The 22,599-nt window shown below is 62.5% G+C and carries 17 protein-coding genes; 11 read left to right on the top strand and 6 right to left on the bottom strand.

Going from position 1 to position 22,599, the window contains the following annotated elements; all coding sequences use genetic code 11:
• The first annotated feature begins 150 nt into the window (after positions 1-150).
• The 4 genes from pimD to CQ13_RS00600 all read left to right on the top strand — a co-directional run bounded on the left by pimD (position 151) and on the right by CQ13_RS00600 (position 4,549).
• Complete coding sequence (gene pimD / locus CQ13_RS00615) at positions 151-1,290, top strand: pimeloyl-CoA dehydrogenase small subunit (protein ID WP_057841092.1); 1,140 nt, start codon at positions 151-153, stop codon at positions 1,288-1,290.
• 169 nt (positions 1,291-1,459) lie between these two features.
• Positions 1,460-2,233, top strand: a complete 774-nt coding sequence (locus CQ13_RS00610; RefSeq protein WP_057841091.1) for an SDR family NAD(P)-dependent oxidoreductase — start codon at positions 1,460-1,462, stop codon at positions 2,231-2,233.
• A gap of 213 nt (positions 2,234-2,446) precedes the next feature.
• Positions 2,447-3,949, top strand: a complete 1,503-nt coding sequence (gene glpK, locus CQ13_RS00605) for a glycerol kinase GlpK (RefSeq protein WP_057841090.1) — start codon at positions 2,447-2,449, stop codon at positions 3,947-3,949.
• Positions 3,950-3,955: 6 nt separating this feature from the next.
• On the top strand, positions 3,956-4,549 hold the full coding sequence (locus tag CQ13_RS00600; protein ID WP_057841089.1) for a GNAT family N-acetyltransferase: 594 nt from the start codon (positions 3,956-3,958) through the stop codon (positions 4,547-4,549).
• A 157-nt stretch (positions 4,550-4,706) separates the two neighbouring features.
• Here CQ13_RS00600 and CQ13_RS00595 read toward each other — a convergent pair whose 3' ends face one another.
• Entirely contained in the window at positions 4,707-5,126 is a 420-nt protein-coding gene (locus CQ13_RS00595; RefSeq protein ID WP_057841088.1) for a DUF6636 domain-containing protein, read from the bottom strand.
• 182 nt (positions 5,127-5,308) lie between these two features.
• Here CQ13_RS00595 and CQ13_RS00590 point away from each other — a divergent pair, with 182 nt between their 5' ends.
• Positions 5,309-5,941: a glutathione S-transferase family protein gene (locus tag CQ13_RS00590; protein WP_057841087.1), complete on the top strand. Its 633-nt coding sequence runs from the start codon at positions 5,309-5,311 to the stop codon at positions 5,939-5,941.
• A gap of 206 nt (positions 5,942-6,147) precedes the next feature.
• Here CQ13_RS00590 and maiA read toward each other — a convergent pair whose 3' ends face one another.
• The 3 genes from maiA to metF form a co-directional block, all read right to left on the bottom strand.
• A complete protein-coding gene (gene maiA / locus CQ13_RS00585; RefSeq protein WP_057841086.1) occupies positions 6,148-6,807 on the bottom strand; it encodes a maleylacetoacetate isomerase in 660 nt (219 codons plus the stop codon).
• A gap of 93 nt (positions 6,808-6,900) precedes the next feature.
• On the bottom strand, positions 6,901-10,758 hold the full coding sequence (gene metH, locus CQ13_RS00580; protein WP_057841398.1) for a methionine synthase: 3,858 nt from the start codon (positions 10,756-10,758) through the stop codon (positions 6,901-6,903).
• Positions 10,759-10,762: 4 nt separating this feature from the next.
• Positions 10,763-11,677 (bottom strand): methylenetetrahydrofolate reductase [NAD(P)H], encoded by a 915-nt coding sequence (gene metF, locus CQ13_RS00575; RefSeq protein ID WP_057841085.1) that lies wholly within the window; start codon positions 11,675-11,677, stop codon positions 10,763-10,765.
• A gap of 381 nt (positions 11,678-12,058) precedes the next feature.
• Here metF and CQ13_RS00570 point away from each other — a divergent pair, with 381 nt between their 5' ends.
• A complete protein-coding gene (locus CQ13_RS00570) occupies positions 12,059-13,078 on the top strand; it encodes an LLM class flavin-dependent oxidoreductase (protein WP_057841084.1) in 1,020 nt (339 codons plus the stop codon).
• A 752-nt stretch (positions 13,079-13,830) separates the two neighbouring features.
• On the opposite strand, the gene CQ13_RS00560 is transcribed toward CQ13_RS00570, so the two are convergent.
• Complete coding sequence (locus tag CQ13_RS00560; protein WP_057841082.1) at positions 13,831-14,691, bottom strand: prephenate dehydratase; 861 nt, start codon at positions 14,689-14,691, stop codon at positions 13,831-13,833.
• A gap of 33 nt (positions 14,692-14,724) precedes the next feature.
• Entirely contained in the window at positions 14,725-15,465 is a 741-nt protein-coding gene (locus CQ13_RS00555; RefSeq protein ID WP_057841081.1) for a 3-deoxy-manno-octulosonate cytidylyltransferase, read from the bottom strand.
• Between the two features lie 211 nt (positions 15,466-15,676).
• Here CQ13_RS00555 and CQ13_RS00550 point away from each other — a divergent pair, with 211 nt between their 5' ends.
• From CQ13_RS00550 to CQ13_RS00530, 5 genes are all read left to right on the top strand, one after another.
• Positions 15,677-16,228 (top strand): c-type cytochrome, encoded by a 552-nt coding sequence (locus tag CQ13_RS00550; protein WP_057841080.1) that lies wholly within the window; start codon positions 15,677-15,679, stop codon positions 16,226-16,228.
• A gap of 285 nt (positions 16,229-16,513) precedes the next feature.
• Complete coding sequence (locus CQ13_RS00545; RefSeq protein ID WP_057841079.1) at positions 16,514-18,409, top strand: extracellular solute-binding protein; 1,896 nt, start codon at positions 16,514-16,516, stop codon at positions 18,407-18,409.
• Between the two features lie 14 nt (positions 18,410-18,423).
• Positions 18,424-20,307: an extracellular solute-binding protein gene (locus CQ13_RS00540; protein ID WP_057841078.1), complete on the top strand. Its 1,884-nt coding sequence runs from the start codon at positions 18,424-18,426 to the stop codon at positions 20,305-20,307.
• On the top strand, positions 20,307-21,419 hold the full coding sequence (locus CQ13_RS00535) for a microcin C ABC transporter permease YejB (RefSeq protein WP_057841077.1): 1,113 nt from the start codon (positions 20,307-20,309) through the stop codon (positions 21,417-21,419). The genes CQ13_RS00540 and CQ13_RS00535 overlap by 1 nt, the downstream gene beginning before the upstream one ends.
• Entirely contained in the window at positions 21,419-22,597 is a 1,179-nt protein-coding gene (locus CQ13_RS00530) for an ABC transporter permease (protein WP_057841076.1), read from the top strand. Before CQ13_RS00535 ends, CQ13_RS00530 begins: the two co-directional genes overlap by 1 nt.
• Positions 22,598-22,599: the final 2 nt, after the last annotated feature.

Here is a 22,599-nt window from a genome sequence, read left to right as displayed (position 1 = left end):
AAGCGGGGACCCAGTACGCCGCGGCGGTCCTGATTCACGAAGAACGCCGGTGAATACTGGATCCCTGCATTCGCGGGGATGACGACTGAGGGTGGGGCGCGGCTGCCCGCGCATGACGACGGATTTGGTTAGCCGGAGAAAGAAAACAACATGGATTTTGATTTGTCCGAGGAGCAGCGGCTTCTCAAGGAAAGCATCGACGGTCTGTTGACCGATTCCTACGATTTCGATGCGCGCAAGAAGTACCAGAAGGAGAAGGGCGGCTGGAGCAAGGCCGTCTGGGGCAAGCTCGCCGAGCAGGGCCTGCTGGGCCTGCCGTTCGCGGAAGCCGACGGCGGCTTCGGCGCCGGCGCGGTCGAAACCATGATCGTGATGGAAGCGCTCGGTAAGGCGCTGGTGCTGGAGCCATATCTCGCCACCGTCGTGATCGGCGGCGGCTTCCTGCGCCATGGCGGCTCGGCCGAGCAGAAGGCCGCGCATATTCCCGGCATCATCGACGGCAGCAAGACCTTTGCTTTCGCGCAGCTCGAGAAGAACTCGCGCTACGATCTCGCCGACGTCTCGACCACGGCCAAGAAGAAGGGCGGGGCTTACGTGATCGACGGTGAAAAATTCGTCGTGCTCAACGGCGAGAATGCCGACACGCTGATCGTGACCGCGCGCACCAAGGGCAGCCGGCACGACAAGACGGGCATCGGCGTGTTCCTCGTGCCGGCGAATGCCAAGGGCGTCACCCGCAAGGGCTATCCGACCCAGGACGGGCTGCATGCCGCCGACATCACCTTCACCGGCGTCGAGGTCGGCAGCGACGCCGCGATCGGCGATCCCGAGAACGGCTTGCCGCTGATCGAGCGCGTGGTCGATGAAGCCCGCACCGCGATGTGCGCGGAAGCCGTCGGTGCGATGGATGAAGCGCTGAAGACGACGGTCGAGTATCTCAAGACGCGAAAACAGTTCGGCGTTCCGATCGGCAGCTTTCAGACCCTGCAGCACCGCGCCGCCGACATGTTCGTCGCCCTCGAACAGGCTCGCAGCATGTCGATGTTCGCGACCATGGCGGCCGATTTCGAAGACGCCAAGGAGCGCGCGACCGCGGTTGCCGCTGCCAAGGTGCAGATCGGGAAGTCTGGGAAGTTCATCGGCCAGCAGTCGATCCAGCTCCACGGCGGCATCGGCATGACCCAGGAAGCCAAGATTGGCCACTACTTCAAGCGCCTGACCATGATCGAGAATACGTTCGGCGACACCGACTACCACCTCCGCCGCGTCGCGGAAGGTGGGCTGGTGTAAGCCAAATTGTCATTGCGGGGCACTGATGTTGCCCCGTCATTGCGAGCGAAGCGAAGCAATCCATCGCGCTACACAGGGATAGATGGATTGCTTCGTCGCTTCGCTCCTTTGCGCAAACGCTTCGCGTTTGTCGCAGGCAATGACGGGAATAGAGAGGAATCAAACAACAATGAAAAACACCCCGTTCGATCTCACCGGAAAAGTCGCCGTCATCACCGGCTCCAGCCGCGGCATCGGCCGCTCTTCCGCCGAACTGCTGGCAAAACTCGGGGCCAAGGTCGTGATCTCCAGCCGCAAGGCGGATGCCTGCCAGGAGGTGGCCGAAGGCATCAAAAAGGCCGGCGGCGACGCCCATGTCATCCCCTGCAACATCTCGCGCCGCGAGGAAGTCGAGGCATTGATATCGGGCACGACAAAGCATTACGGCAAGGTCGATATCCTCGTCTGCAACGCCGCGGTGAACCCCTATTACGGTCCGCTGCTCGATATCAAGGACGAGGCCTTCGACAAGATCATGGGCAGTAACGTCAAGAGCAACATCTGGCTCTGCGCGCTGGCGATCCCGCAGATGGCGGAGCGCGGCAACGGCTCGGTGGTGATCATCTCGTCCATCGGCGGCATGCGCGGCTCCACCGTGATCGGCGCCTACGGCATTTCGAAAGCGGCGGATTTTGCGCTGTGCCGCAGCCTCGCCGGCGAATGGGGTCCAAAGGGCGTCCGCGTTAATTGCGTCGCGCCGGGCCTGGTGAAAACCGATTTCGCTCGCGCGCTGTGGGAAGACGCCGATCTCCTCAAACGCCGCACCGCCACCACGCCGCTGCGCCGGATCGGCGAGCCGGATGAAATCGCGGGCCCCGTGGCCTATCTGGCGTCTGATGCCTCCACCTTCATGACCGGCCAGACCATTGTAGTGGACGGCGGCGTGACGACAGCGGCGGTGTGAACTGTCGTCCCTGCGAACGCAGGGATCCATAGCCACCAGCGTTCATTTTGCGAAGAGTGTCTGCCATCTCGTTTCAATCGAGGACACAGCGCGGTATGGGTCCCTGCGTTCGCAGGGACGACGGAGATGCAGGGACGACGACGGAGATATTGACCTTCGCCTCTCAATCGGATTGCCTCTGCGCAACCAACAATCCTTCGGGGAAGCAACGTCATGTCCTTTGTGCTGGCCATTGATCAGGGCACCACGTCCTCGCGCGCCATGGTGTTCCGCAGCGATATTTCCATCGCCGCCACGGCGCAGCAGGAATTCCCGCAGCATTTCCCGGCGTCGGGCTGGGTCGAGCACGAGCCGGAGGACATCTGGACCTCGACGTTACAGGTCTGCCGCGAGGCGCTGGAAAGGGCCGGACTGAAAGCGCAGGACATCGCCGCGATCGGCATCACCAACCAGCGCGAGACCACGGTGGTGTGGGACCGCGCCACGGGGCAGGCGGTGCACCGCGCCATTGTCTGGCAGGACCGCCGCACCGCGGATATCTGCGCCAGCTTGAAGAGCGAAGGCCACGAGCCCATGATCTCGGCCAAGACCGGCCTGATCATCGATCCCTATTTCTCCGGCACCAAAGTCGCATGGATCCTCGATCACGTCCCGGGCGCGCGCGAACGCGCCGGGCGCGGTGAACTCATGTTCGGCACCGTCGATTGCTATCTGCTATGGCGGCTGACCGGCGGCAAGGTGCACGTCACCGACGCCACCAACGCCTCGCGCACCCTGCTGTTCAACATCCACACCGGCGACTGGGACGACGAGCTCTTGAAAATCCTGCGCGTGCCGCGCTCGATGCTGCCCGAGGTCAAGGATTCCTCCGCCAAGTTCGGCGAAACCGTGCCCGACCTGTTCGGCGGCCCGATCGCAATATCCGGCATTGCCGGCGACCAGCAGGCCGCAACCATCGGCCAGGCCTGCTTCACGCCCGGCATGATCAAGTCGACCTATGGCACCGGCTGCTTTGCGCTGCTCAACACCGGCACCACGCCGGTGGCCTCGAAGAACAAGCTGCTCACCACCATCGCTTATCAATTGAACGGCAAACGCACCTATGCGCTCGAAGGCTCGATCTTCGTCGCGGGCTCGGCGGTGCAATGGCTGCGCGACGGCCTCGGCGTCATCAAGCAGGCCTCCGAAACCGGCCCGCTCGCCGACAAGTCCGATTCCATGCAGAGTGTCTATCTGGTGCCCGCCTTCGTTGGCCTCGGCGCGCCCTACTGGAATCCGCGCGTACGTGGCGCGCTGTTCGGCCTGACCCGCAATACCGGCCCGGCCGAACTCGCGCATGCCGCCCTCGAAAGCGTCTGTTACCAGACCTTCGACCTCTGGGCCGCCATGCGCGCCGACTGGCCGGACGCAACCGCCGCCAACATCGTGCTCCGCGTCGACGGCGGCATGACCGCTTCCGACTGGACCATGCAGCGCCTCGCCGACTTGCTGGATGCACCAGTCGACCGGCCGAAGATCCAGGAGACCACAGCGTTAGGCGCCGCCTATCTCGCCGGGTTGAACGCCGGCGTCTACCCCGAGCCCGCAAAATTCGCCGACAACTGGCGGCTCGAACACCGCTTCAAGCCGGCGATGAGCAAGGCGACGCGCGAGCGGAAGCTGGCGGGTTGGGCGAGGGCGGTAAAGGGCGTGCTGGCGAGCGATGAAGGGGAGTGATGTCAGTTGATAGTGCCTGACGGCTATTCGGACGTTCCCACCGGCAAAATTGCCGCTATCGTCACGCATCTGGAGATGACTGCGCGTCCCGCGCTGCGCTCCGATCCGCCCCGAGCCTGGTCACTGCGCCGAGTCGAGACGCCGCCGCTCGATTGGTTTCGCGATCTCTATCGCCGCGTCGGCGAGGAATGGCTGTGGTTCTCGCGGATGCAGATGCCCGACGCCGAGCTTGCGGCACGGCTTCATTCGCTTCAACTCGAAGTCTACGCGCTGATCGATGATGGCCGTGACGAGGGATTGCTCGAGCTGGATTTTCGCGAGTCCGGCCAATGCGAGATCGGCATGTTCGGCGTCACCGCCAAACTTGTCGGTACCGGCGCCGGCCGCTGGCTGATGAATCGCGCACTGGAAGTCGCCTGGTCACGGCCGATCAACCGCGTCTGGCTGCACACCTGCACCTTCGACCACCCCGCCGCGCTTGCCTTCTATCAGCGCTCCGGCTTTCGCGCCTTCCGGCGGCAGATCGAGATCGCCGACGATCCTCGGCTCGACGGCACCGCGCCGCGTGAGGTTGCGCAGCATGTGCCGGTGATTGAGTGAATCAGTAGCGCATCCTCATCCTCGATCGTCATCCCCGCGAAGGCGGGGATCCAGTATTCCAGAGACCTTAGGATGGAACCGAGCCGCCGCGGCGTACTGGATACTCTGTCTTCGCGGAGTATGACGACTTGTGTGTGGGGCGTCGTCAGAACATCTCTCAAAACACCTCCTGCTTCGCCCGCGCCAGCGAAAATCCGCGCCGGTCGGTGTTGAAGCAGGTCACGCCAGTCGGCTCCGACTTGCACGTAAATCCCCCGCGCTGCCAGACCTCGTCGTAGGCCAGCACCGGCAGTGACTTGTCCATCACGGTGTCACCATGGCAGATGCGGGCGGCGGGGCCTCTGGCGTTCATCTCGAAGGCTTGGCCGTAATCGAGGTCGCAATCGGCAGGCCGGCGCGGCCTGGTTTTTATCGCGGCGATGTCGCAGCGGAGCACGTTCTGCTTGTCGTAGTCGAAATACTGGCAGGCGATGTTTTTGGATGGCGACTGGAAGCCAGCGGGGCCGGATTGGGCGTGGGCTGGTGCGGCGAGAACCAATAGCGAGAGCGCGGGAAAGATCGGCCGCAAGCGGAGCATGATGTGTGACTCGCGGGTTGCAATGGGCTTCAACGTACTTAGGATGACGTGCAGCGCAACCCAAAGCAACCTCGTCAGGCCCGGGCCTGATCCGGGCATCCATCATTCTTCGGAAGAATCCTTCCACGGAGGGATGGATGGCCGGGTCAAGCCCGGCATGACGAGCGGAGAGCACAACAACCATGATCCTCATCGGCCAATACGACTCCCCCTTTGTCCGCCGCGTCGCCATCGCCATGCGGCTCTACGGCATTGCCTTCGAGCACAAGCCGTGGTCGACCTTTGGCGATGCCGACAAGATCGCACGCTATAATCCGCTGCGACGGGTGCCGACGCTGGTACTCGATGACGGCGAAGCGCTAATCGAGAGCGCGATGATCCTGGATTATCTCGACGATCGCGTCGGCCCCGAGAAAGCGATGATTGCCAGGAGCGGTGAAGCGCGCTGGCGGCATTTGCGGATTTGCGCGCTGGCAATGGGGCTCGGCGACAAGGGCGTCAGCCTGCTCTACGAGCGCGTGCTGCGGAAGGAGAAGCAGCTCGATCTCTGGGTCGAGCGTTGCAAGTCGCAGATAGCGAGCGTGCTGGAGGTGCTGGAGAAGGAGCGCGCGGCGGTCAAAACGCCGTACTGGTTCGGCGAGCGCGCCGGTCACGCCGACATCGCGGTCGCCTGCGTGCTGCGCTTCGTCGGTGAGGCGCATCCGGAGCTGTTCGACGCCAGCTATCGGGCGCTGAAAGCGCATTCCGCCACTTGCGAGGCGCTGCCGCCGTTTAAAGAAATCGTGCAGCCGTTAGCCCCGCCGAGCGGCGATTGAGCTGGATGGGCCGTGCCCGGCCACGGCCGTGGAGTTAGGCCCAATCCTACTTTGCATGGGGTTGTTTTCGCGATTTGTTCAGCAGGCGCTGGCCCCGCCGAAGGCGTGAGGGGCTTTCGTAGGGTGGGCAGTGCGCAGCGTGCCCACCATCCAAGATGGGTCTGCCGATAAATGGTGGGCACGGCGCAAGCGCGCCTTTGCCCACCCTACTTCTGCCGCATCGCCTCCGGCGTATCCGGCTGCGCCAGCGGATGGGCTTTCGCAAATTCCGGCAGCGCCATCGCGGTCTCGAAGATGCGCTTCACGGTCGGATAGGTCGCCAGATTGACCTGCTGGTTCAGCGCAGCGGTGACATGGCCGACCATGCAGATGTCGGCGATGGTCGGCGCATCGCCATGGCAGAATTTGCCGGTGTCCTTGTGGTCGGCAAGATGTCCCTCCAGCGCTGCCAGCGTCTCGGCGATCCAGTGCCGCCGCCACGCCGACTGCTGCGCGTCGCGCAGGTTCAGCTCGTGGTCGAGATAGCGCCGCACCCGCGGCGTCAGCAGCGGGTGGCCCTCGCAGGCCACCATCAGCGCCAGCGCGCGGACGCGGGCGCGGCCGGCGAGATCGGAGGGCAATAGCGGCGGGGAGGGATATTTCTCGTCGAGATATTCGAGGATGGCGAGCGACTGGAACAGCGTGGCGCCGTCATCTTCCACCAGCGCCGGCAACGCCATCTGCGGGTTGATCCGGCGATACTCGCCATCGCGATGCGCGTTGGCGTCGAGGTCGATGAAGATCACTTCGACCGGAACATTTTTCAGATTGAGCGCGATGCGAACGCGAAAGCTCGCCAGCGATCGCCAGAAGGAGAAGAACTTCATGAGGGCTCCACGCACTCGTGATGCGCGGGCTTGACCGGCGCATCCATCCATCTTCGTGAGATGGATCACCGGGTCAAGCCCGGTGATGACGAGTTAAGCCCCCACCGCCTTCTTCCGCCAGGCCAGATGCACCGCGCAGGTGCAGCCCGGGGGATGCGAGGCGACATCGTTGGCGGGGACGATCTCCGCCACCGGTGCCTTCGCCGCCGCCTGTTCCTGCGAAGGGATGTAGTTCAGCACCGGGGCCAGCCAGCGCTCGGTCTCGGCGACGCTCATGCCCTTGCGCGCGGCATAGTCCTCGACCTGGTCGCGCTCGATCTTGCCGACGCCGAAATAGAAGCTTTCGGGATGGGAGAAGTAAAGTCCCGAAACCGACGAGCCCGGCCACATCGCAAAGCTCTCGGTCAGCTTCACGCCGGCAGTCTTTTCCGCATCGAGCAGGCGGAACAGCGTCGCTTTCTCGGTGTGGTCGGGCTGCGCGGGATAGCCGGGCGCCGGACGAATGCCGGCATATTGCTCCAGGATCAACTGGTCGGAGCTCAGCGCCTCGTCCGCCGCATAACCCCAGAATTCCTTGCGGACGCGCTGATGCATCCGCTCGGCAAAGGCTTCGGCGAGGCGATCGGCCAGCGCTTTGCACAGGATCGAGGAGTAGTCGTCATTGGCGTTCTTGAAGCGGTCGGCGACCGCGTCCTCGCCGATTCCTGCGGTGACGACAAAGCCGCCGATATAATCAGATACGCCCGACGACGCAGGCGCGATGAAGTCCGACAATGCGGCGTTGAAGCGGCCTTCGCGCTTCTCCAACTGCTGACGCAGCGTATGGAACGTGGCGGTCCTCTGCTTGCGGCTGTCGTCGGCGTAAACCGCGATATCGTCTCCTTCCGCATTGGCCGGCCAGAAGCCGATCGTTGCACGCGCCGTGAACCATTTCTCCTTGATGATGCGGTCGAGCATCTTGCGTGCGTCGTCATAGAGCGAGCGCGCGACCTCGCCGATCTTGGGATCGTCGAGGATGGCCGGGAAACGCCCGGTCAATTCCCAGGTCTGGAAGAACGGCGTCCAGTCGATGTATTCGGCAAGCTCGGCCAGATCATAGGCGTCAAAATTCCTGAGCCCCAGGAACGATGGCTTCTTCGGCGGCGTTTTCACAAAGTCCGCCCTGACCGCATTGGCGCGGGCGTCCGCCAGCTTCAGCCGCTTCTTGTCGGCCTGTGCGCGCAAATGCGCGGCCGAAATTTTGGCGTATTCGGCGCGGATGTCGGCGGCATAGGCCTCGCGCCTGTCGGGCGACAGCAGCGACGACGCGACGCCGACGGCGCGGCTGGCGTCGTTGACATGCACCACCGGTCCGCCCCGATAGTTCGGGTCGATCTTGACGGCGGTATGGACGCGGCTCGTCGTCGCGCCGCCGATCAACAGCGGCATCTTCATGCCCTGCCGTTCCATCTCGCCGGCCAGAAAACTCATTTCGTCGAGCGACGGCGTGATCAGGCCCGATAGCCCGATGATGTCGGCGCCTTCGGCTTTCGCCGTCTCGATGATCTTGGTCGCCGGCACCATGACGCCGAGGTCGATCACCTCGAAATTGTTACATTGCAGCACGATGCCGACGATGTTCTTGCCGATGTCGTGGACGTCGCCTTTCACCGTCGCCAGCACGATCTTACCGGCGGCGTTGCGGCCGTCGCCGGTGATGCCATTGGCGAGGTTGCGCGCCTTCTCCTCTTCCATGAACGGCATCAGATAGGCGACTGCCTGCTTCATCACGCGCGCCGACTTTACCACTTGCGGTAGGAACATTTTGCCGTCGCCGAAGAGGTCGCCGACGATGTTCATGCCCGCCATCAGCGGTCCTTCGATCACATTCAGCGGACGTTCGACCGTCAGCCGAGCGGCCTCGGTGTCTTCCTCAATGAATTCGGTGATGCCGTGCACCAGCGCGTGGCTCAGCCGCTTCTCGACCGGCCACTCGCGCCAGGCGAGATCCTGCTCTCTTGTCTGCTTCTCCTTGCCGCGGAATTTTTCCGCCAGCGCCAGCAGCCGCTCGGACGCGCCGGGGTCGCGGTTGAGGATCACGTCCTCGCACACCTGACGCAGCTCGGGATCGATATCGTCATAGACGATCATTTGCCCGGCATTGACGATGCCCATGTCCATGCCGGCATGGATGGCGTGATACAGGAACACTGAATGCATCGCCTCGCGCACCGGCTCGTTGCCGCGGAACGAGAACGACAGATTCGAGACGCCGCCGGAAATATGCGCTCCCGGCAGGTTCGTCCGGATCCAGCGCGTTGCCTCGATGAAGTCGACGCCGTAATTGTTGTGCTCTTCGAGGCCCGTCGCGATCGCAAAGATATTCGGATCGAAGATGATGTCCTCGGGCGGAAAGCCGACCTCGTTGACCAGGATATCGTAGGCGCGCTTGCATATCTCGGTCTTGCGCGCGAACGTGTCGGCCTGGCCGATTTCGTCGAACGCCATCACCACGACGGCGGCGCCATGGCGGCGCGCGATGCGGGCCTCGTGGATGAACTTCTCCACGCCTTCCTTCATCGAGATCGAGTTCACCACCGGTTTGCCCTGAACGCATTTCAGGCCGGCCTCGATCACATGGAATTTCGAGGAATCGACCATCACAGGGACGCGCGCGATATCCGGCTCGGCGGCGACGAGGTTGAGGAACGTCACCATCGCGGCTTCCGAATCCAGCAATCCCTCGTCCATGTTGACGTCGATAATCTGCGCGCCGTTCTCGACCTGGTCGCGCGCCACCTGAAGTGCCGCAGTGTAATCGCCCGCGGTGATCAGCTTGCGGAATCTCGCCGAGCCCGTGACATTGGTGCGCTCGCCGACGTTCACGAACGGAATCGCCGGCGTCAGTTCGAACGGCTCCAGCCCCGACAGCCGCAGCCGGGGCTCGATCATGGGCACAATACGCGGCTTGTGCGGGGCGACCGCGGCGGCAATCGCGGCGATATGGTCGGGCGTGGTGCCGCAGCAGCCGCCGACAATGTTGACGAGGCCGGCTTCGGCAAACTCGCCGATCAGCCGCGCCATATATTCCGGTGTCTCGTCGTACTGGCCGAATTCGTTGGGCAGGCCGGCATTCGGATAGGCGCAAACCAGCGTGTCGGCCACGCGGCCGATATCGGCGATATGGGAGCGAAGGTCTTCCGCACCGAGTGCGCAGTTGAAGCCAACGGTGATCGGCTTGGCGTGGCGGATCGAATTCCAGAACGCTTCCGGCAATTGCCCCGACAGCAAGCGGCCGGATTTGTCGGTAATGGTGCCGGAGATCATCACGGGCACGTCGATGCCGCGTTCCTCCGTGATTTCCGAAATCGCGTACAGCGCCGCCTTGGCATTCAGCGTATCGAAAATGGTTTCGACCAGCAGCAGGTCGGCGCCGCCATCGAGCAGGCCGTTGACCTGTTCGCCATAGGCCTTGCGCAAATCGTCGAAGGTGACGGCGCGATAGCCGGGGTTGGAAACGTCGGGCGAGATCGAGGCGGTGCGGTTGGTCGGGCCGAGCGCGCCGGCAACGAAGCGCGGCTTGCCGTCCTCGGCCGAGACGCGCATCGCTGCGGCGCGGGCGAGTTTTGCGCCGTCACGGTTCAGCTCATAGGCGAGGTCCGACATGTCGTAGTCGGCCTGTGCGATCGAGGTCGATGAAAACGTGTTGGTCGCGACGATGTCGGCGCCAGCGCGCAAGTACGCGGCGTGGATGTCCTCGATCGCCTCCGGCTGCGTCAGGATCAGGAGATCGTTGTTGCCTCTGACGTCGCGATGGAAGTCCTTGAAACGCTCGCCGCGAAACGCTGCTTCGTCGAACTGCAGGCCCTGGATCATGGTGCCCATGGCGCCGTCGAGCACCAGGATGCGTTCGCGGGCGGCGGCGAGCAGGGCAGTTCGCTTCGGCGAAACCTTCGGAATCGAAACACTCATCGGATCAGGCGGCTTTCTGTGCGCCATTGGGGCGGATGCCCAGCAGATGGCTGATCGCGAACACCAGGTCCGCGCGGTTCATGGTGTAGAAGTGAAAGGTGTCGACGCCGTGCTTGGCGAGCTTTTGCACCTGGCCGGCGGCCACCGTGGCGGCGACGAGCTTACGGGTCTCCGCGTCGTCATCCAGGCCTTCGAATTTGTCCGCCAGCCAGTCTGGCACCGTGGTGCCGGCGCGGGTCACAAAACTCCGCGCCTGCTTGAAATTGTGCATCGGCATGATGCCGGGGACGACCGGAATATCGATGCCGCGGGCGCGGACGTGGTCGAGGTAGCGGAAGTAGAGATCGTTATCGAAGAACACCTGCGTGATCGCACGCGCCGCGCCGGCGTCCACCTTCGCCTTGAGCGTATCGATATCAGCGTCAATCGTCGGGCTCTCCGGATGTTTTTCCGGATAAGCGGACACTGAGATTTCGATATCGGGAAAGCGCTTCTTGATGCCTGCGATCAGGTCTGGCGAACTCTGGTAGCCGTCGGGGTGCGCGCGATAGGCGGTGCCGATACCGGTGGTGGGATCGCCGCGCAGCGCTACGATATGGCGGACGCCGATCTCGTGATAGCGCGCCACCACGTCGTCGATCTCGCCCTTGGGCGCGCCGACGCAGGTCAGGTGCGCGGCAGGCGTGAGCCGCGTCTCTTTCAGGATGCGGGCAATGGTCGAATGGGTCCGCTCGCGGGTCGATCCTCCGGCGCCATAGGTCACCGAGACGAAATTGGGGGCAAGCGGCGCCAGCCGGTTGATGGTCTCCCACAGGCTCCGCTCCATCTCTTCGGTCTTGGGCGGGAAGAACTCAAAGGAGATCTTTGGCGAATGCAGCGCGCGATGGCCGTCGAAAGCAGCGGGCGTAACCTCGGTCATGGCACTTCACAAAGCTCCGAAACGATGGGCGGACGCCAGCCGTAGCGGCGATGCGCTAAAGTAAGCGAAACAGGGCGGGTCAAACAGCCCATTGGAGATGGGAAATGGCCCAATACGCGCAAAATATACGAAATTTATGTCTTGGTAGAAGGATTTAGTGGGTGGCGCTTTCAGTAAATTATGCAGTAAAAACAATGGCCAAGAAAACGGTTTCTTGTGGAGTCAGTATAACAAGTGGTGGGCAATGGCGTAAATCATAGAGTTTGTCACATTTCATCCCACTCCAGTGCCGCGATGTGGCGCTCCTTTCCCCACAAGCGCGGACCTGCTCTGCGCCGACCAGGCCTTTGTCGGCTTCGCTTGCCGCATTAGCTTAGCGCCATGATCCCGCTTTCCGTCCTCGACCTCTCCGTCGTCACCACAGGCACAAAACCCGCCGCCGCGCTGCAGAACAGCATTGATCTCGCGCGCCATATCGATGGGCTCGGCTATGTCCGCTACTGGCTCGCCGAGCACCACAATCTGGCGTCGGTGGCGAGCCCCGCGCCTGATTTGATGATCGGGCAGATCGCCGCGGTGACCAAAAACATCCGTGTCGGCTCCGGCGGCGTGATGCTGCCCAACCACGCGCCGCTGGTGGTGGCTGAACGCTTCAAGATGTTGGAGGCGCTGTTTCCCGGCCGCATCGATCTCGGCCTCGGCCGCGCGCCCGGCACCGATGGCGCAACCGCGCATGCGCTGCGCAGCCGGCTCGATCGCCGCGAGGGCGACGATTTTCTCGAACGGCTGAGCGAACTGGTGTTGTGGGAAACCCGCGGGTTTCCGGCCGGCCATCCCTACAACAATGTGGTGGCGATGCCCGATGATACGCCGTTGCCGCCGATCTGGTTGCTCGGCTCCTCCGATTACAGTTCGGAATTGGCGGCGCAAGTCGGCATGGGCTTCGCGTTCGCGCACCACTTTGCGTCCTATGATGCGATTGCGGCGATGACGAACTACCGCAGCCACTTCAAGTCGTCCGGCTGGCGGGAAACCCCACATGGCATTCTCGCCGTTGCGGCGGTCGCCGCCGAGACCGATGCGGAGGCCGAGAAGCTCGCATCCTCGATGGACCTCAACCGCCTGCGCCGGGACCGCGGACAATATCTGCCGCTGCCGAGCGTGGAGGAAGCGCTGGCTTATCCGTACGCGGATGCCGAGCGCGCCTCGATCGCGCGCAACCGCTCGCGGCTGTTCGTCGGCAGTCCGGCGACCATCCTGACAAAGCTGCAGCCGATGATCGCGGCCAGCCAGCCGGATGAACTCATGATCATCACGGCGGTCTACGACCACGACGCACGCAAGAAGTCGTATAGTTTGTTGGCGAATGCGTTCGGGTTGGGTGAGAAGGCTGCTGCGTAGATACCGTCATTCCGGGTTCGCGCTTTGGGCGCCCCGGAATAACGGCTTAAGATCGTGATGACTTTTCTTCGAATCCCCATCTCATTTTTTTGAACATACCCTGCGCTGGTTTCGAATCCTGGAAGCAACCAAACGTTGTCAAAGAGGTTGTTGAGGTCTCCAACCACGGAGACGAACCATGGAACTGAAATCTGCTATTGTTGGGTTGGCCGCCCTCGGCGGCGTTGTGCTCACCGCCGGCTCGGCTTCCGCTGCGATGCCGAACGGCCTTCCGCAGGCCGACCAGATTTCACGCCAAGCCAATGATGTTGAGCAGGTCCGCTGGGTCTGCAACGCCTGGGGGCGCTGCTGGTGGCGTCCGGGTCCAAGGTGGGGCGTCTATGGCGGCTGGGGTCCGCGTCCGGGATGGCGCGGCGCCTATGCTTGGGGTGGCCCGCCAGTTTGGCGCCCGCGCCCGGTATGGGGCCCGCGCCCGGTATGGGGGCCGCGCCCAGGATGGGGCCCGCGCCCAGGATGGGGCCCGCGTCCAGGATGGGGCTGGAACGGCCGGTGGTGATCGGAGAGCGGCCGTACGCCGGCTGACAATGCCGGGCGAGCACCGCTTTCAATATCCGTATCGGCTGCACCGTTAATGCCGCGCAACTCGCAGCTCGCTGGTGAGTATCCGGCTGCTGCACGTCACGAATCTGCGCTCTCCGCGCCCACGTCAGCAATCGTGCGCCGGGAGATGCGAGCAGACGTGCGCGCGTCCCTCAATCCAGCTTCTCGCTGAAGGTCGCCCGGAACGGATGCGCCGGGTAGACGCCGACGATGCGGAATTCGCGCGAGAAGAATTTCAGTTCCTCCAGCGCAAAGGCGAGGCCCTTGTCGTCGGGATGGCCGTCGACGTCGGCATAGAATTGGGTGGCGAAGAAATTGCCGTCGACCATGTAGCTTTCAAGCTTGGTCATGTTGACGCCGTTGGTGGCAAAGCCGCCGAGCGCCTTGTAGAGCGCAGCGGGCAGGTTGCGCACCCGGAAAACAAAAGTGGTGACCAGCGGGCCCGAGCCTCGTTTCGCCCAGCCGGCCTCGCGCGCCAGCACCACGAAGCGCGTGGTGTTGTGCGCTTCGTCCTCGACGTCTTCGGCTAGGATATCGAGCCCGTAGATCTGTGCCGCCAGTCGTGACGCGATTGCGGCCACGCTTCTGTCCTTGCGTTCGGAAACATCGCGCGCGCTGCCGGCGGTGTCGGCGGCGACGATCGGCTTGATGCCGAGCCTGCGGATGATGCGGCGGCATTGGCCGAGCGCATGGACGTGGCTCTCCACCGTCTTGATGTCCGCGAGCTTTGCCCCCTTCGGCGCCATCAATTGATGGCGGATCGGCAAGAACCATTCGCCGACGATGAACAGGCCGGACGCCGGCAGCAAATGGTGGATATCGGCGACGCGCCCGGCGACCGAATTCTCGATCGGGATCATGCCGAGGTCAGCCTCGCCCGAGGCGATCGCCGACAGCGCGTCCTCGAAGGTCGCGCAGGGCAACGGCTCGGCGTTCGGATGGGCCTCGACGATGGCGATATGGGAATTGGCGCCAGGCTCGCCCTGGAATGCGATTTTGAGCTTGTTGGTCATGTCTCGTTTCTCTGGCGGCCTTTTAGCAGCCGCTCAGCTATTTGCCAGTATGCGGCGGGCGGTTTCGAGGTCGTCCGGTGTATCGACCCCGAGCGGCACCGAATTGACAATGGCGGCGTCGATCCGCATGCCGGCTTCCAGCGCGCGGAGCTGCTCGAGTTTTTCGCGCTGTTCCAGAACGGAAGGCGGCAGCTTCACGAACCGCTCCAGCGCCTGCCGCCGGTAGGCATAGAGGCCAATGTGATGGTAGCGCGGCCCGTCGCCGTAGGGCGCGGTGGCGCGGGTAAAATACAGCCCACGGAGCCGCTGGCCGCCTACGGGGGAGCCGATCAGCTTCACCACGCTCGGGTTGGTGTGCTCTTCATCCCGTCGGATCTCGGCAGCCAAGGTCCCGATATCGACCTGGGGATCGTCCAGCAGCGCGAGCGCGGCGCGGATATCCGCAGGGGGAATGGTCGGAAGATCACCTTGGATGTTGACGACGACCTCGGTTTTCCCGTCGGGGTCGAGGGTCCTCAGCGCCTCGTAAATCCGGTCCGACCCGGAGGGGTGCTCTGGCCTGGTCATGACCGCCTCGCCGCCGTGAGCCTTTACGGCGGCGGCGATCTCCGGCGTGTCGGTGGCGACCGCTACCCGGCCGATTCTGGCCTCCTCGGCCCGCCGCAGCACGTGGATGATCATTGGCAGGCCGCCGATACCCAGGAGCGGCTTGCCGGGCAGACGGGTTGCCGCCATGCGGGCGGGAATCAGCACCAAGATGCGAGTTTCGGTCATCCGGAACGAGGTCAGCCGGCCGGCAAAAACAGGCCGGAAATAATGGGGGATCGGTGGAAAGTCGGCGCGTTTATACGGGTTGCCAGAGCCCGGGCAAACCGATATCTCAACCCCTGCTGAGGGTGCGGCGCGAAAGGCTGATTCCTCACGCCCACCCGCGGCCGTTTTGCCGGCCTTCAGTCGACCTTTCCGGCTTGGAGCCTGATCCGTTATGGACTCCTTCGAACTCAACAAGATTCTCGGCGCCGTCCTCGCCACCTGCCTTCTCGTTCTGGTGACGAACTTTGCCGCTCATGCGATTTTTGCCCCCGTGAAGCCGGAAAAGCCGGGCTTCGAGATTGCCGTGAAGGAAGACACCTCTCAGGGTGCAGCCAAGGAAGCCGCCGCGCCGTCCGAGCCGATCGAGAAGCTCTTGCAGACCGCGTCCGTCGAGAAGGGCACCGCCGCCGCCAAAAAGTGCGCCGCCTGCCATACGTTCGAAAAGGGCGGCCCCAACCGCGTCGGGCCCAATCTGTACGGCGTCTTGAACGAGCCGAAGGGCCAGGGACGCGGCGGGTTCAACTTCTCGGCCGCCTTGAAGAGCAAGGGCGGCACCTGGACCTATGAGGACCTCAACAAGTTCCTCGCCAACCCCAAGGCCTTCGTTCCGGGCACGGCGATGGGCTTTGCCGGTATCCCGAAGGACAGCGAGCGCGCCGACGTGATCGCCTATCTGCGCAGCCTCTCGGATAGCCCGGCTCCGCTTCCGACGGCGGCGAACTAATATTTCGTCAGCCTGCAGGGACTTCGCCACGACATGACGGCCAGGCATCGCCTGGCCGTTTGCGTATGAGGGATCGCATTGTTGTTATCGGAGTTGTTACCGGGACTTTTCGCCGCAGCGGCCGTGTTCCCAAGCTGCTATCATGAGGAAAAAGCAACGTAATTCGTCGAACCCTTGCCTTATATTGGGTCCTCACTAGCTCGGCCTTGTTGTTTGCGTCGTTCGTGGCAGGGGCGGCGAACTTCGAAACAACGGATACTGGCGTCAGCAACAGGAATTCTGCATTTGGCCATTACCCGACGACATCTTCTCCAGGGCAGCGCAGTTGCCGCTATGGCACCCGCATTGGGGCTAGGCATACCTGAAATTTCGCCGGCTCACGCACAATCGGGTGCGGACGAACCGGTCTTTCGGCATGCCCTGTCGCTGTTCGGCGAAATCAAATACCCAGTCGGCTTCAAGCACTTCGACTACGTGAATCCAGAGGCCCCGAAGGGCGGCACCGTACGTCAGATCCAAGTCGGGACGTTTGATAATTTCAATCTTGTAGTTGCCGGCGTCAAAGGGGCGCTCGCAGGTGGCGTTCAGTTGATTTACGAATCGCTCATGACGCAGTCGTTGGATGAGGTTTCGACCGAGTACGGCGAGCTAGCCGAAGCCGTCAGTCACCCCGAGGATTTCTCCTGGGTCATCTATCGTCTCAGAAGAGAGGCGAAATGGCATGACGGCAAGCCTGTCACGCCTGACGACGTCATCTTCTCCCTTAATGCGTTCAAGCAACATCATCCGCAGTACTCGGCCTACTACCGCCATGTGGTGAAGGCTGAAAAGGTCGGTGATCGCGACATAAAGTTCGGCTTCGATGCGCCCGGCAATCGCGAACTGCCGCTGATCGTCGGACAACTCACGATCTTGCCGAAGCATTGGTGGGAGGGAACCGACAGCGAGGGTCGCAAGCGCGATATCGCTGCAACGACGCTGGAGAAGCCGCTGGGCTCGGGTGCCTACCGGATCAAGGAGTTTGTCCCGGGCAGGACGTTGACGCTGGAGCGGGTGAAGGACCATTGGGGACGCGATTCCAGCACGAGTGTCGGCCGCAATAATTTCGACGAGTTGCGCTTGGAGTATTTCCGGGATTCGACGGTCGCACTCGAGGCCTTCAAGGGCGACCAGGTCGATTGGCGAACCGAAAACAGCGCGAAGAACTGGGCCACGGCCTACGACTTTCCGGCCGTCAATGACAAGCGCGTGCTGCTTGAGGAGTTTCCGAACCGCAGCTCCGGAATCATGCAGGCGTTCGCGCTGAATATCCGGCGTGACCAGTTCAAGGATCCGCGGGTGCGTCGCGCGCTGAACTATGCGTTCGACTTCGAGGAAATGAACAGGCAGATATTCTTCGGTCAGTACAAGCGCATCAGCAGCTATTTCGACGGCACTGAACTGGCTTCAAGCGGCCTACCGCAAGGCAGGGAGTTGGAAATACTCGAAGCCGTCCGCGCGGAAGTGCCGCCCGAGGTATTCACGAAGCCCTATACCAATCCGGTCGGCGGCAGTCCCGAAGCGGTTCGCGAAAATCTTCGTGAGGGCCTGCGCCTGCTGAAGGAAGCCGGCTATGAGGTGCGAGAGCGCAAGCTGGTCGATAGCAAGACGGGAACGCCATTTGCGCTCGAATTACTCGGTGCAGACCCGTCCTTCGAACGCGTCATGCTGTTCTTCAAGCCGTCCCTGGAGCGACTTGGTATCGCCGTCAGCGTACGCACGATCGATCCGACACAGTATGAAAACCGGATTCGTAGCTGGGATTTCGATGTGGTCGTTTCGTCGTGGCCGGAATCGTTGTCGCCCGGAAATGAACAGCGCGAATATTGGGGCTCGCAGGCGGCAGACATGGCGGGTTCGCGCAATATCATCGGCATCAAGAATCCCGCGGTCGACAAATTGATCGAGCGGCTGATCTATGCGAAGGGCCGGGAAGACCTTGTTGCTGCGACCAGGGCGCTGGACCGCGTGCTGCTGTGGAACCACTATGTCGTGCCGCAGTGGAATTATCCCAAGGTCCGTACGGCGCGTTGGGATCGTTTCGGCCGTCCGTCCGAACTGCCCAAATACGGCCTGTCCGGCTTCCCCGCGATCTGGTGGTATGATGCCGACAAGGCGGCAAAGATCGGAAGACGGTCTTGAAGGATAGCCTGCGCATGGCGCAATTTTCCCGCCGGCACGTCCTCGGCCTCGGCGCAGGCGCGCTGAGCGTTCTGCGGCTTAGCCCCGTCCGCGCCACAGAGGAAAACGGCGCTGAGATGCACGGCATCTCGGCGTTCGGTGATCTGAAATATCCGGCCGACTTCAAGAATTTCGATTATGTGAATGTCTCTGCCCCCAAGGGCGGCGTGTTCTCGACCATCCCCTCGACGCGCTCCTACAATCAGTCCTACCACACCTTCAATTCGCTCAACGCCTACATCCTCAAGGGCGAGGGCGCGCAGGGCATGGACCTGACCTTCTCAGCGCTGATGGTGCGGGCCGGCGACGAGCCGGATGCGATGTACGGGCTCGTCGCAAAGTCGGTGCGAATTTCGCCGGACAAGCTGACCTACCGCTTTACGCTGCGCCCCGAGGCCAAGTTTCACGACGGCTCGAGGATCACGGCGCATGACGTCGCCTGGTCCATCAACACGCTGAAGGCCAGGGGCCATCCGCTGGTCCAGGTGCAGATGCGTGACGTCAAGGGCGCCGAGGCGCTCGACGATGCGACCATGATCGTCACCTTCGCCGAGAAGCGCGCGCGCGACGTGCCGCTCTTCGTCGCGGGCCTGCCGATCTTCTCGAAGAAATATTATGAGACGCGGCCCTTCGATGAATCGACACTGGACACGCCGCTGGGCTCGGGGCCGTATAAGGTCGGCAAGTTCGAGGTCAACCGTTTCATCGAGTACGAACGCGTCAAGGACTGGTGGGGGGCGAACCTCCCGGTCTGCCGCGGTTACTACAATTACGATGTGGTCCGCTACGAATTCTATCGCGACCGCGACGTCGCCTTCGAAGGCTTTACCGGCAAGAACTATCTGTTCCGCGAAGAATTTACCGCGCGCATCTGGGCGACGCGCTACGACTTCCCCGCCATCAAGGACGGCCGCGTCAAGCGCGAGCAGGTACCGGACGAAAGGCCGTCCGGCGCGCAGGGCTGGTTCATCAATACCCGCCGCGACAAGTTCAAGGACCCCCGCGTGCGCGAGGCGCTGATCAACGCCTTCGATTTCGAGTGGACCAACAAGACCATTATGTACGACGCCTATGCGCGTACGCATTCGCCATTCCAGAATTCAGACATGATGGCGAAGGGGCCGCCCTCACCGGAGGAGCTGAAGCTGCTCGAGCCATTCCGCGGCCAAGTGCCCGACGAAGTGTTCGCCCAGCCCTACGTGCCCCCGGTTTCGGATGGCTCGGGGCAGGATCGCACCATGCTGCGCAAGGCACAGCAATTGCTCAACGAAGCCGGCTTCATCATCAAGGACGGCAAGCGGATGACGCGGAGCGGTGAAGTGTTTCGCATCGAATTCCTGTACGATGAGCCTTCGCTGAATCCGCATCACGCGCCCTATATCAAGAATCTGGGAACGCTCGGCATCGAGGCGAGCCCGCGCATGGTCGATGCGGTGCAGTACCGAGCGAGGGTGGAAGATTTCGATTTCGACATGACTATCACGCGCTTCTCGATGTCGACGACGCCGGGCGACGCAATGCGTGCCTTCTTCTCCTCGCACGCTGCCAACACCAAGGGCTCCTACAACCTGGCCGGTATAGAGAATCCCGCCATCGACGCGTTGATCGAAAAGATCATTGCGGCGGATACCCGCGCCGAGCTGACGGTTGCCTGCCATGCCTTCGACCGCGTTTTCCGCGCCGGCCGCTACTGGGTGCCGCAGTGGTACAACAAGACGCATCGGCTGGCCTATTGGGACATCTTCGACCGCCCGAAGAACCTGCCGCGTTATCAGATCGATGCATCGGGCTCCGGCGAGCGAGTTATCTGGTGGTATGACGCTGCCAAGGCCGGCAAACTCGAGCAGGCGAAGCAATAATGACCGCCTATATCGCCCGCCGCATCCTCTTGATGTTTCCGACCTTGCTCGGCATCCTCTTCATTTCCTTCGTGGTCGTGCAGTTCGCGCCGGGCGGCCCGGTCGAACGTGTGATCGCACAGCTTTCCGGCGCCGATACCGGCGGCTCATCGCGCATCTCAGGCTCTTCCACCGGTGACTTTGCCGGCCGTACGCCCCAGGCGGGCGCCTCCGCCGATGCCGTCAATTCGAAATACCGCGGCGCGCAGGGGCTCGATCCGGATTTCATCAAGAACCTGGAAAAGCAGTTCGGCTTTGACAAGCCGGCGCATGAGCGCTTTGCGCTGATGGTATGGAATTTCGCCCGCTTCGATTTCGGCAAGAGCTACTTTCGCGACACCACCGTGTTGCAGCTGATCAAGGAAAAGCTGCCGGTCTCGATATCGCTCGGCCTCTGGTTGATGCTGCTGACCTATTTGATCTCGATCCCGCTCGGCATCCGCAAGGCGGTGGCGGACGGAACGCGATTTGATACCTGGACTTCCGCCGCTATCATCGTCGGCTTTGCGATCCCCGGTTTCCTGTTCGCGATCCTGCTGATCATCCTGTTTGCCGGCGGCTCGTTCTTCAACTGGTTCCCGCTGCGCGGATTGACCTCGGACGGCTGGTCGCAATTCCCCTGGTACTGGAAGATCATCGACTACTTCTGGCACCTCACCCTGCCTTTGATCGCGATGGGTCTCGGCGCCTTCGCCACCATGACGCTGCTGACCAAGAACTCGTTTCTCGATGAGATCAGGAAGCAGTATGTCATGACCGCGCGTGCAAAGGGTTGCAGCGAGGGGCAGGTGCTCTACGGCCATATCTTCCGCAACGCCATGCTGATCGTAATCGCAGGCTTTCCCGGTGCGTTCATTGGTGCATTCTTCTCCGGCTCGCTGCTGATCGAGACCATCTTCTCGCTCGACGGGCTCGGGCTGCTCGGCTTCGAAAGCGTGCTCAACCGCGACTATCCGGTCGTGTTCGGCACGCTGTTCATCTTCTCCCTCGTGGGCCTTGTGGTGGGTCTGATCTCCGACCTCGCCTACATGTGGATCGATCCCCGGATCGATTTTGAGGCGAGGGAAGTCTGATGGCGCTGCTCGCTCCACAACCGGTCGAAACCACCACGAGGTCGCCGCTTGGCGAGGTCGTCCCGGCCACGCAGCACGCGTTCGCGCCATCGCCGCTGAACCGCCGACGCTGGCAGAACTTCAAGGCGAACCGCCGCGGCTACTGGTCGCTCTGGATATTCCTTGCGCTGTTCATGATCTCGCTGTTTGCCGAACTGATCGCCAACGATCGGCCGTTCCTTATCAAGTATGACGGAAAACTGTATTGGCCGGCTTTCGTCAGCTATTCCGAGACCACTTTCGGCGGCGATTTCGAAACCGCGGCCGACTACCGCGATCCCTATTTGCAAAAGCTGATCGCCGAAAAGGGCGGCACCATCATCTGGCCCTTGATCCGCTATTCCTACTCTACCCACAATCTCGATTTACCGACGCCGGCGCCGTCGAAGCCGACATGGATGCTGACGGAAGAGCAGTGCAAGCCCGTGGTGGAGAAGAAGGGCTTGAAGAGCTGTAGCGACCTCGAATACAACTGGCTCGGTACCGATGACCAGGGCCGCGACGTGGTGGCGCGACTGATCTACGGTTTTCGCATCTCGGTGCTGTTTGGCCTGACGCTGACCATCCTGTCCTCGATCATCGGCGTCGTCGCCGGCGGCGTGCAAGGCTATTTCGGCGGCTGGACCGATCTGATCTTCCAGCGCATCATCGAAATCTGGAGCGCGATTCCCTCGCTCTATCTGCTGCTGATCCTGTCATCGGTGCTGGTGCCCGGCTTCTTCGTGCTGCTCGGCATTCTCCTGCTGTTCTCCTGGACCTCGCTGGTTGGCCTGGTTCGCGCGGAATTCTTACGCGGGCGCAATTTCGAATACATTCAGGCGGCGCGCGCGCTCGGAGTCTCCAACGGCGTGATCATGTTCCGGCATCTGCTGCCGAACGCGATGGTGGCGACCATGACCTTTCTGCCGTTCATCGTGTCGTCCTCGGTGATGACGCTTACCGCGCTCGACTTCCTCGGCTTCGGTCTGCCGCCGGGTTCGCCATCACTCGGCGAGCTGCTGTCGCAGGGCAAGTCCAACGTGCAGGCGCCCTGGCTCGGTTTTACCGGCTTCTTTTCGGTCGCGATCATGCTGTCGCTTTTGATCTTCATCGGCGAGGGCGTGCGCGACGCCTTCGATCCGCGCAAGACGTTCCGGTAGAG

Origin of the sequence: Bradyrhizobium retamae (genome assembly GCF_001440415.1) — a bacterium.
In the GTDB taxonomy this organism is placed as follows: domain Bacteria; phylum Pseudomonadota; class Alphaproteobacteria; order Rhizobiales; family Xanthobacteraceae; genus Bradyrhizobium; species Bradyrhizobium retamae.
This window is presented reverse-complemented; position numbering and strand designations above follow the sequence as displayed.

Excerpts from the sequence above, each read along its gene's own strand:
- pimD (WP_057841092.1), top strand. The coding sequence starts at position 151 with ATGGATTTTGATTTGTCCGAGGAGCAGCGGCTTCTCAAGGAAAGCATC.
- CQ13_RS00610 (WP_057841091.1), top strand. The coding sequence starts at position 1,460 with ATGAAAAACACCCCGTTCGATCTCACCGGAAAAGTCGCCGTCATCACC.
- glpK (WP_057841090.1), top strand. The coding sequence starts at position 2,447 with ATGTCCTTTGTGCTGGCCATTGATCAGGGCACCACGTCCTCGCGCGCC.
- CQ13_RS00595 (WP_057841088.1), bottom strand. The coding sequence starts at position 5,126 with ATGCTCCGCTTGCGGCCGATCTTTCCCGCGCTCTCGCTATTGGTTCTC.
- CQ13_RS00590 (WP_057841087.1), top strand. The coding sequence starts at position 5,309 with ATGATCCTCATCGGCCAATACGACTCCCCCTTTGTCCGCCGCGTCGCC.
- maiA (WP_057841086.1), bottom strand. The coding sequence starts at position 6,807 with ATGAAGTTCTTCTCCTTCTGGCGATCGCTGGCGAGCTTTCGCGTTCGC.
- metH (WP_057841398.1), bottom strand. The coding sequence starts at position 10,758 with ATGAGTGTTTCGATTCCGAAGGTTTCGCCGAAGCGAACTGCCCTGCTC.
- metF (WP_057841085.1), bottom strand. The coding sequence starts at position 11,677 with ATGACCGAGGTTACGCCCGCTGCTTTCGACGGCCATCGCGCGCTGCAT.
- CQ13_RS00570 (WP_057841084.1), top strand. The coding sequence starts at position 12,059 with ATGATCCCGCTTTCCGTCCTCGACCTCTCCGTCGTCACCACAGGCACA.
- CQ13_RS00560 (WP_057841082.1), bottom strand. The coding sequence starts at position 14,691 with ATGACCAACAAGCTCAAAATCGCATTCCAGGGCGAGCCTGGCGCCAAT.
- CQ13_RS00555 (WP_057841081.1), bottom strand. The coding sequence starts at position 15,465 with ATGACCGAAACTCGCATCTTGGTGCTGATTCCCGCCCGCATGGCGGCA.
- CQ13_RS00550 (WP_057841080.1), top strand. The coding sequence starts at position 15,677 with ATGGACTCCTTCGAACTCAACAAGATTCTCGGCGCCGTCCTCGCCACC.
- CQ13_RS00540 (WP_057841078.1), top strand. The coding sequence starts at position 18,424 with ATGGCGCAATTTTCCCGCCGGCACGTCCTCGGCCTCGGCGCAGGCGCG.
- CQ13_RS00535 (WP_057841077.1), top strand. The coding sequence starts at position 20,307 with ATGACCGCCTATATCGCCCGCCGCATCCTCTTGATGTTTCCGACCTTG.
- CQ13_RS00530 (WP_057841076.1), top strand. The coding sequence starts at position 21,419 with ATGGCGCTGCTCGCTCCACAACCGGTCGAAACCACCACGAGGTCGCCG.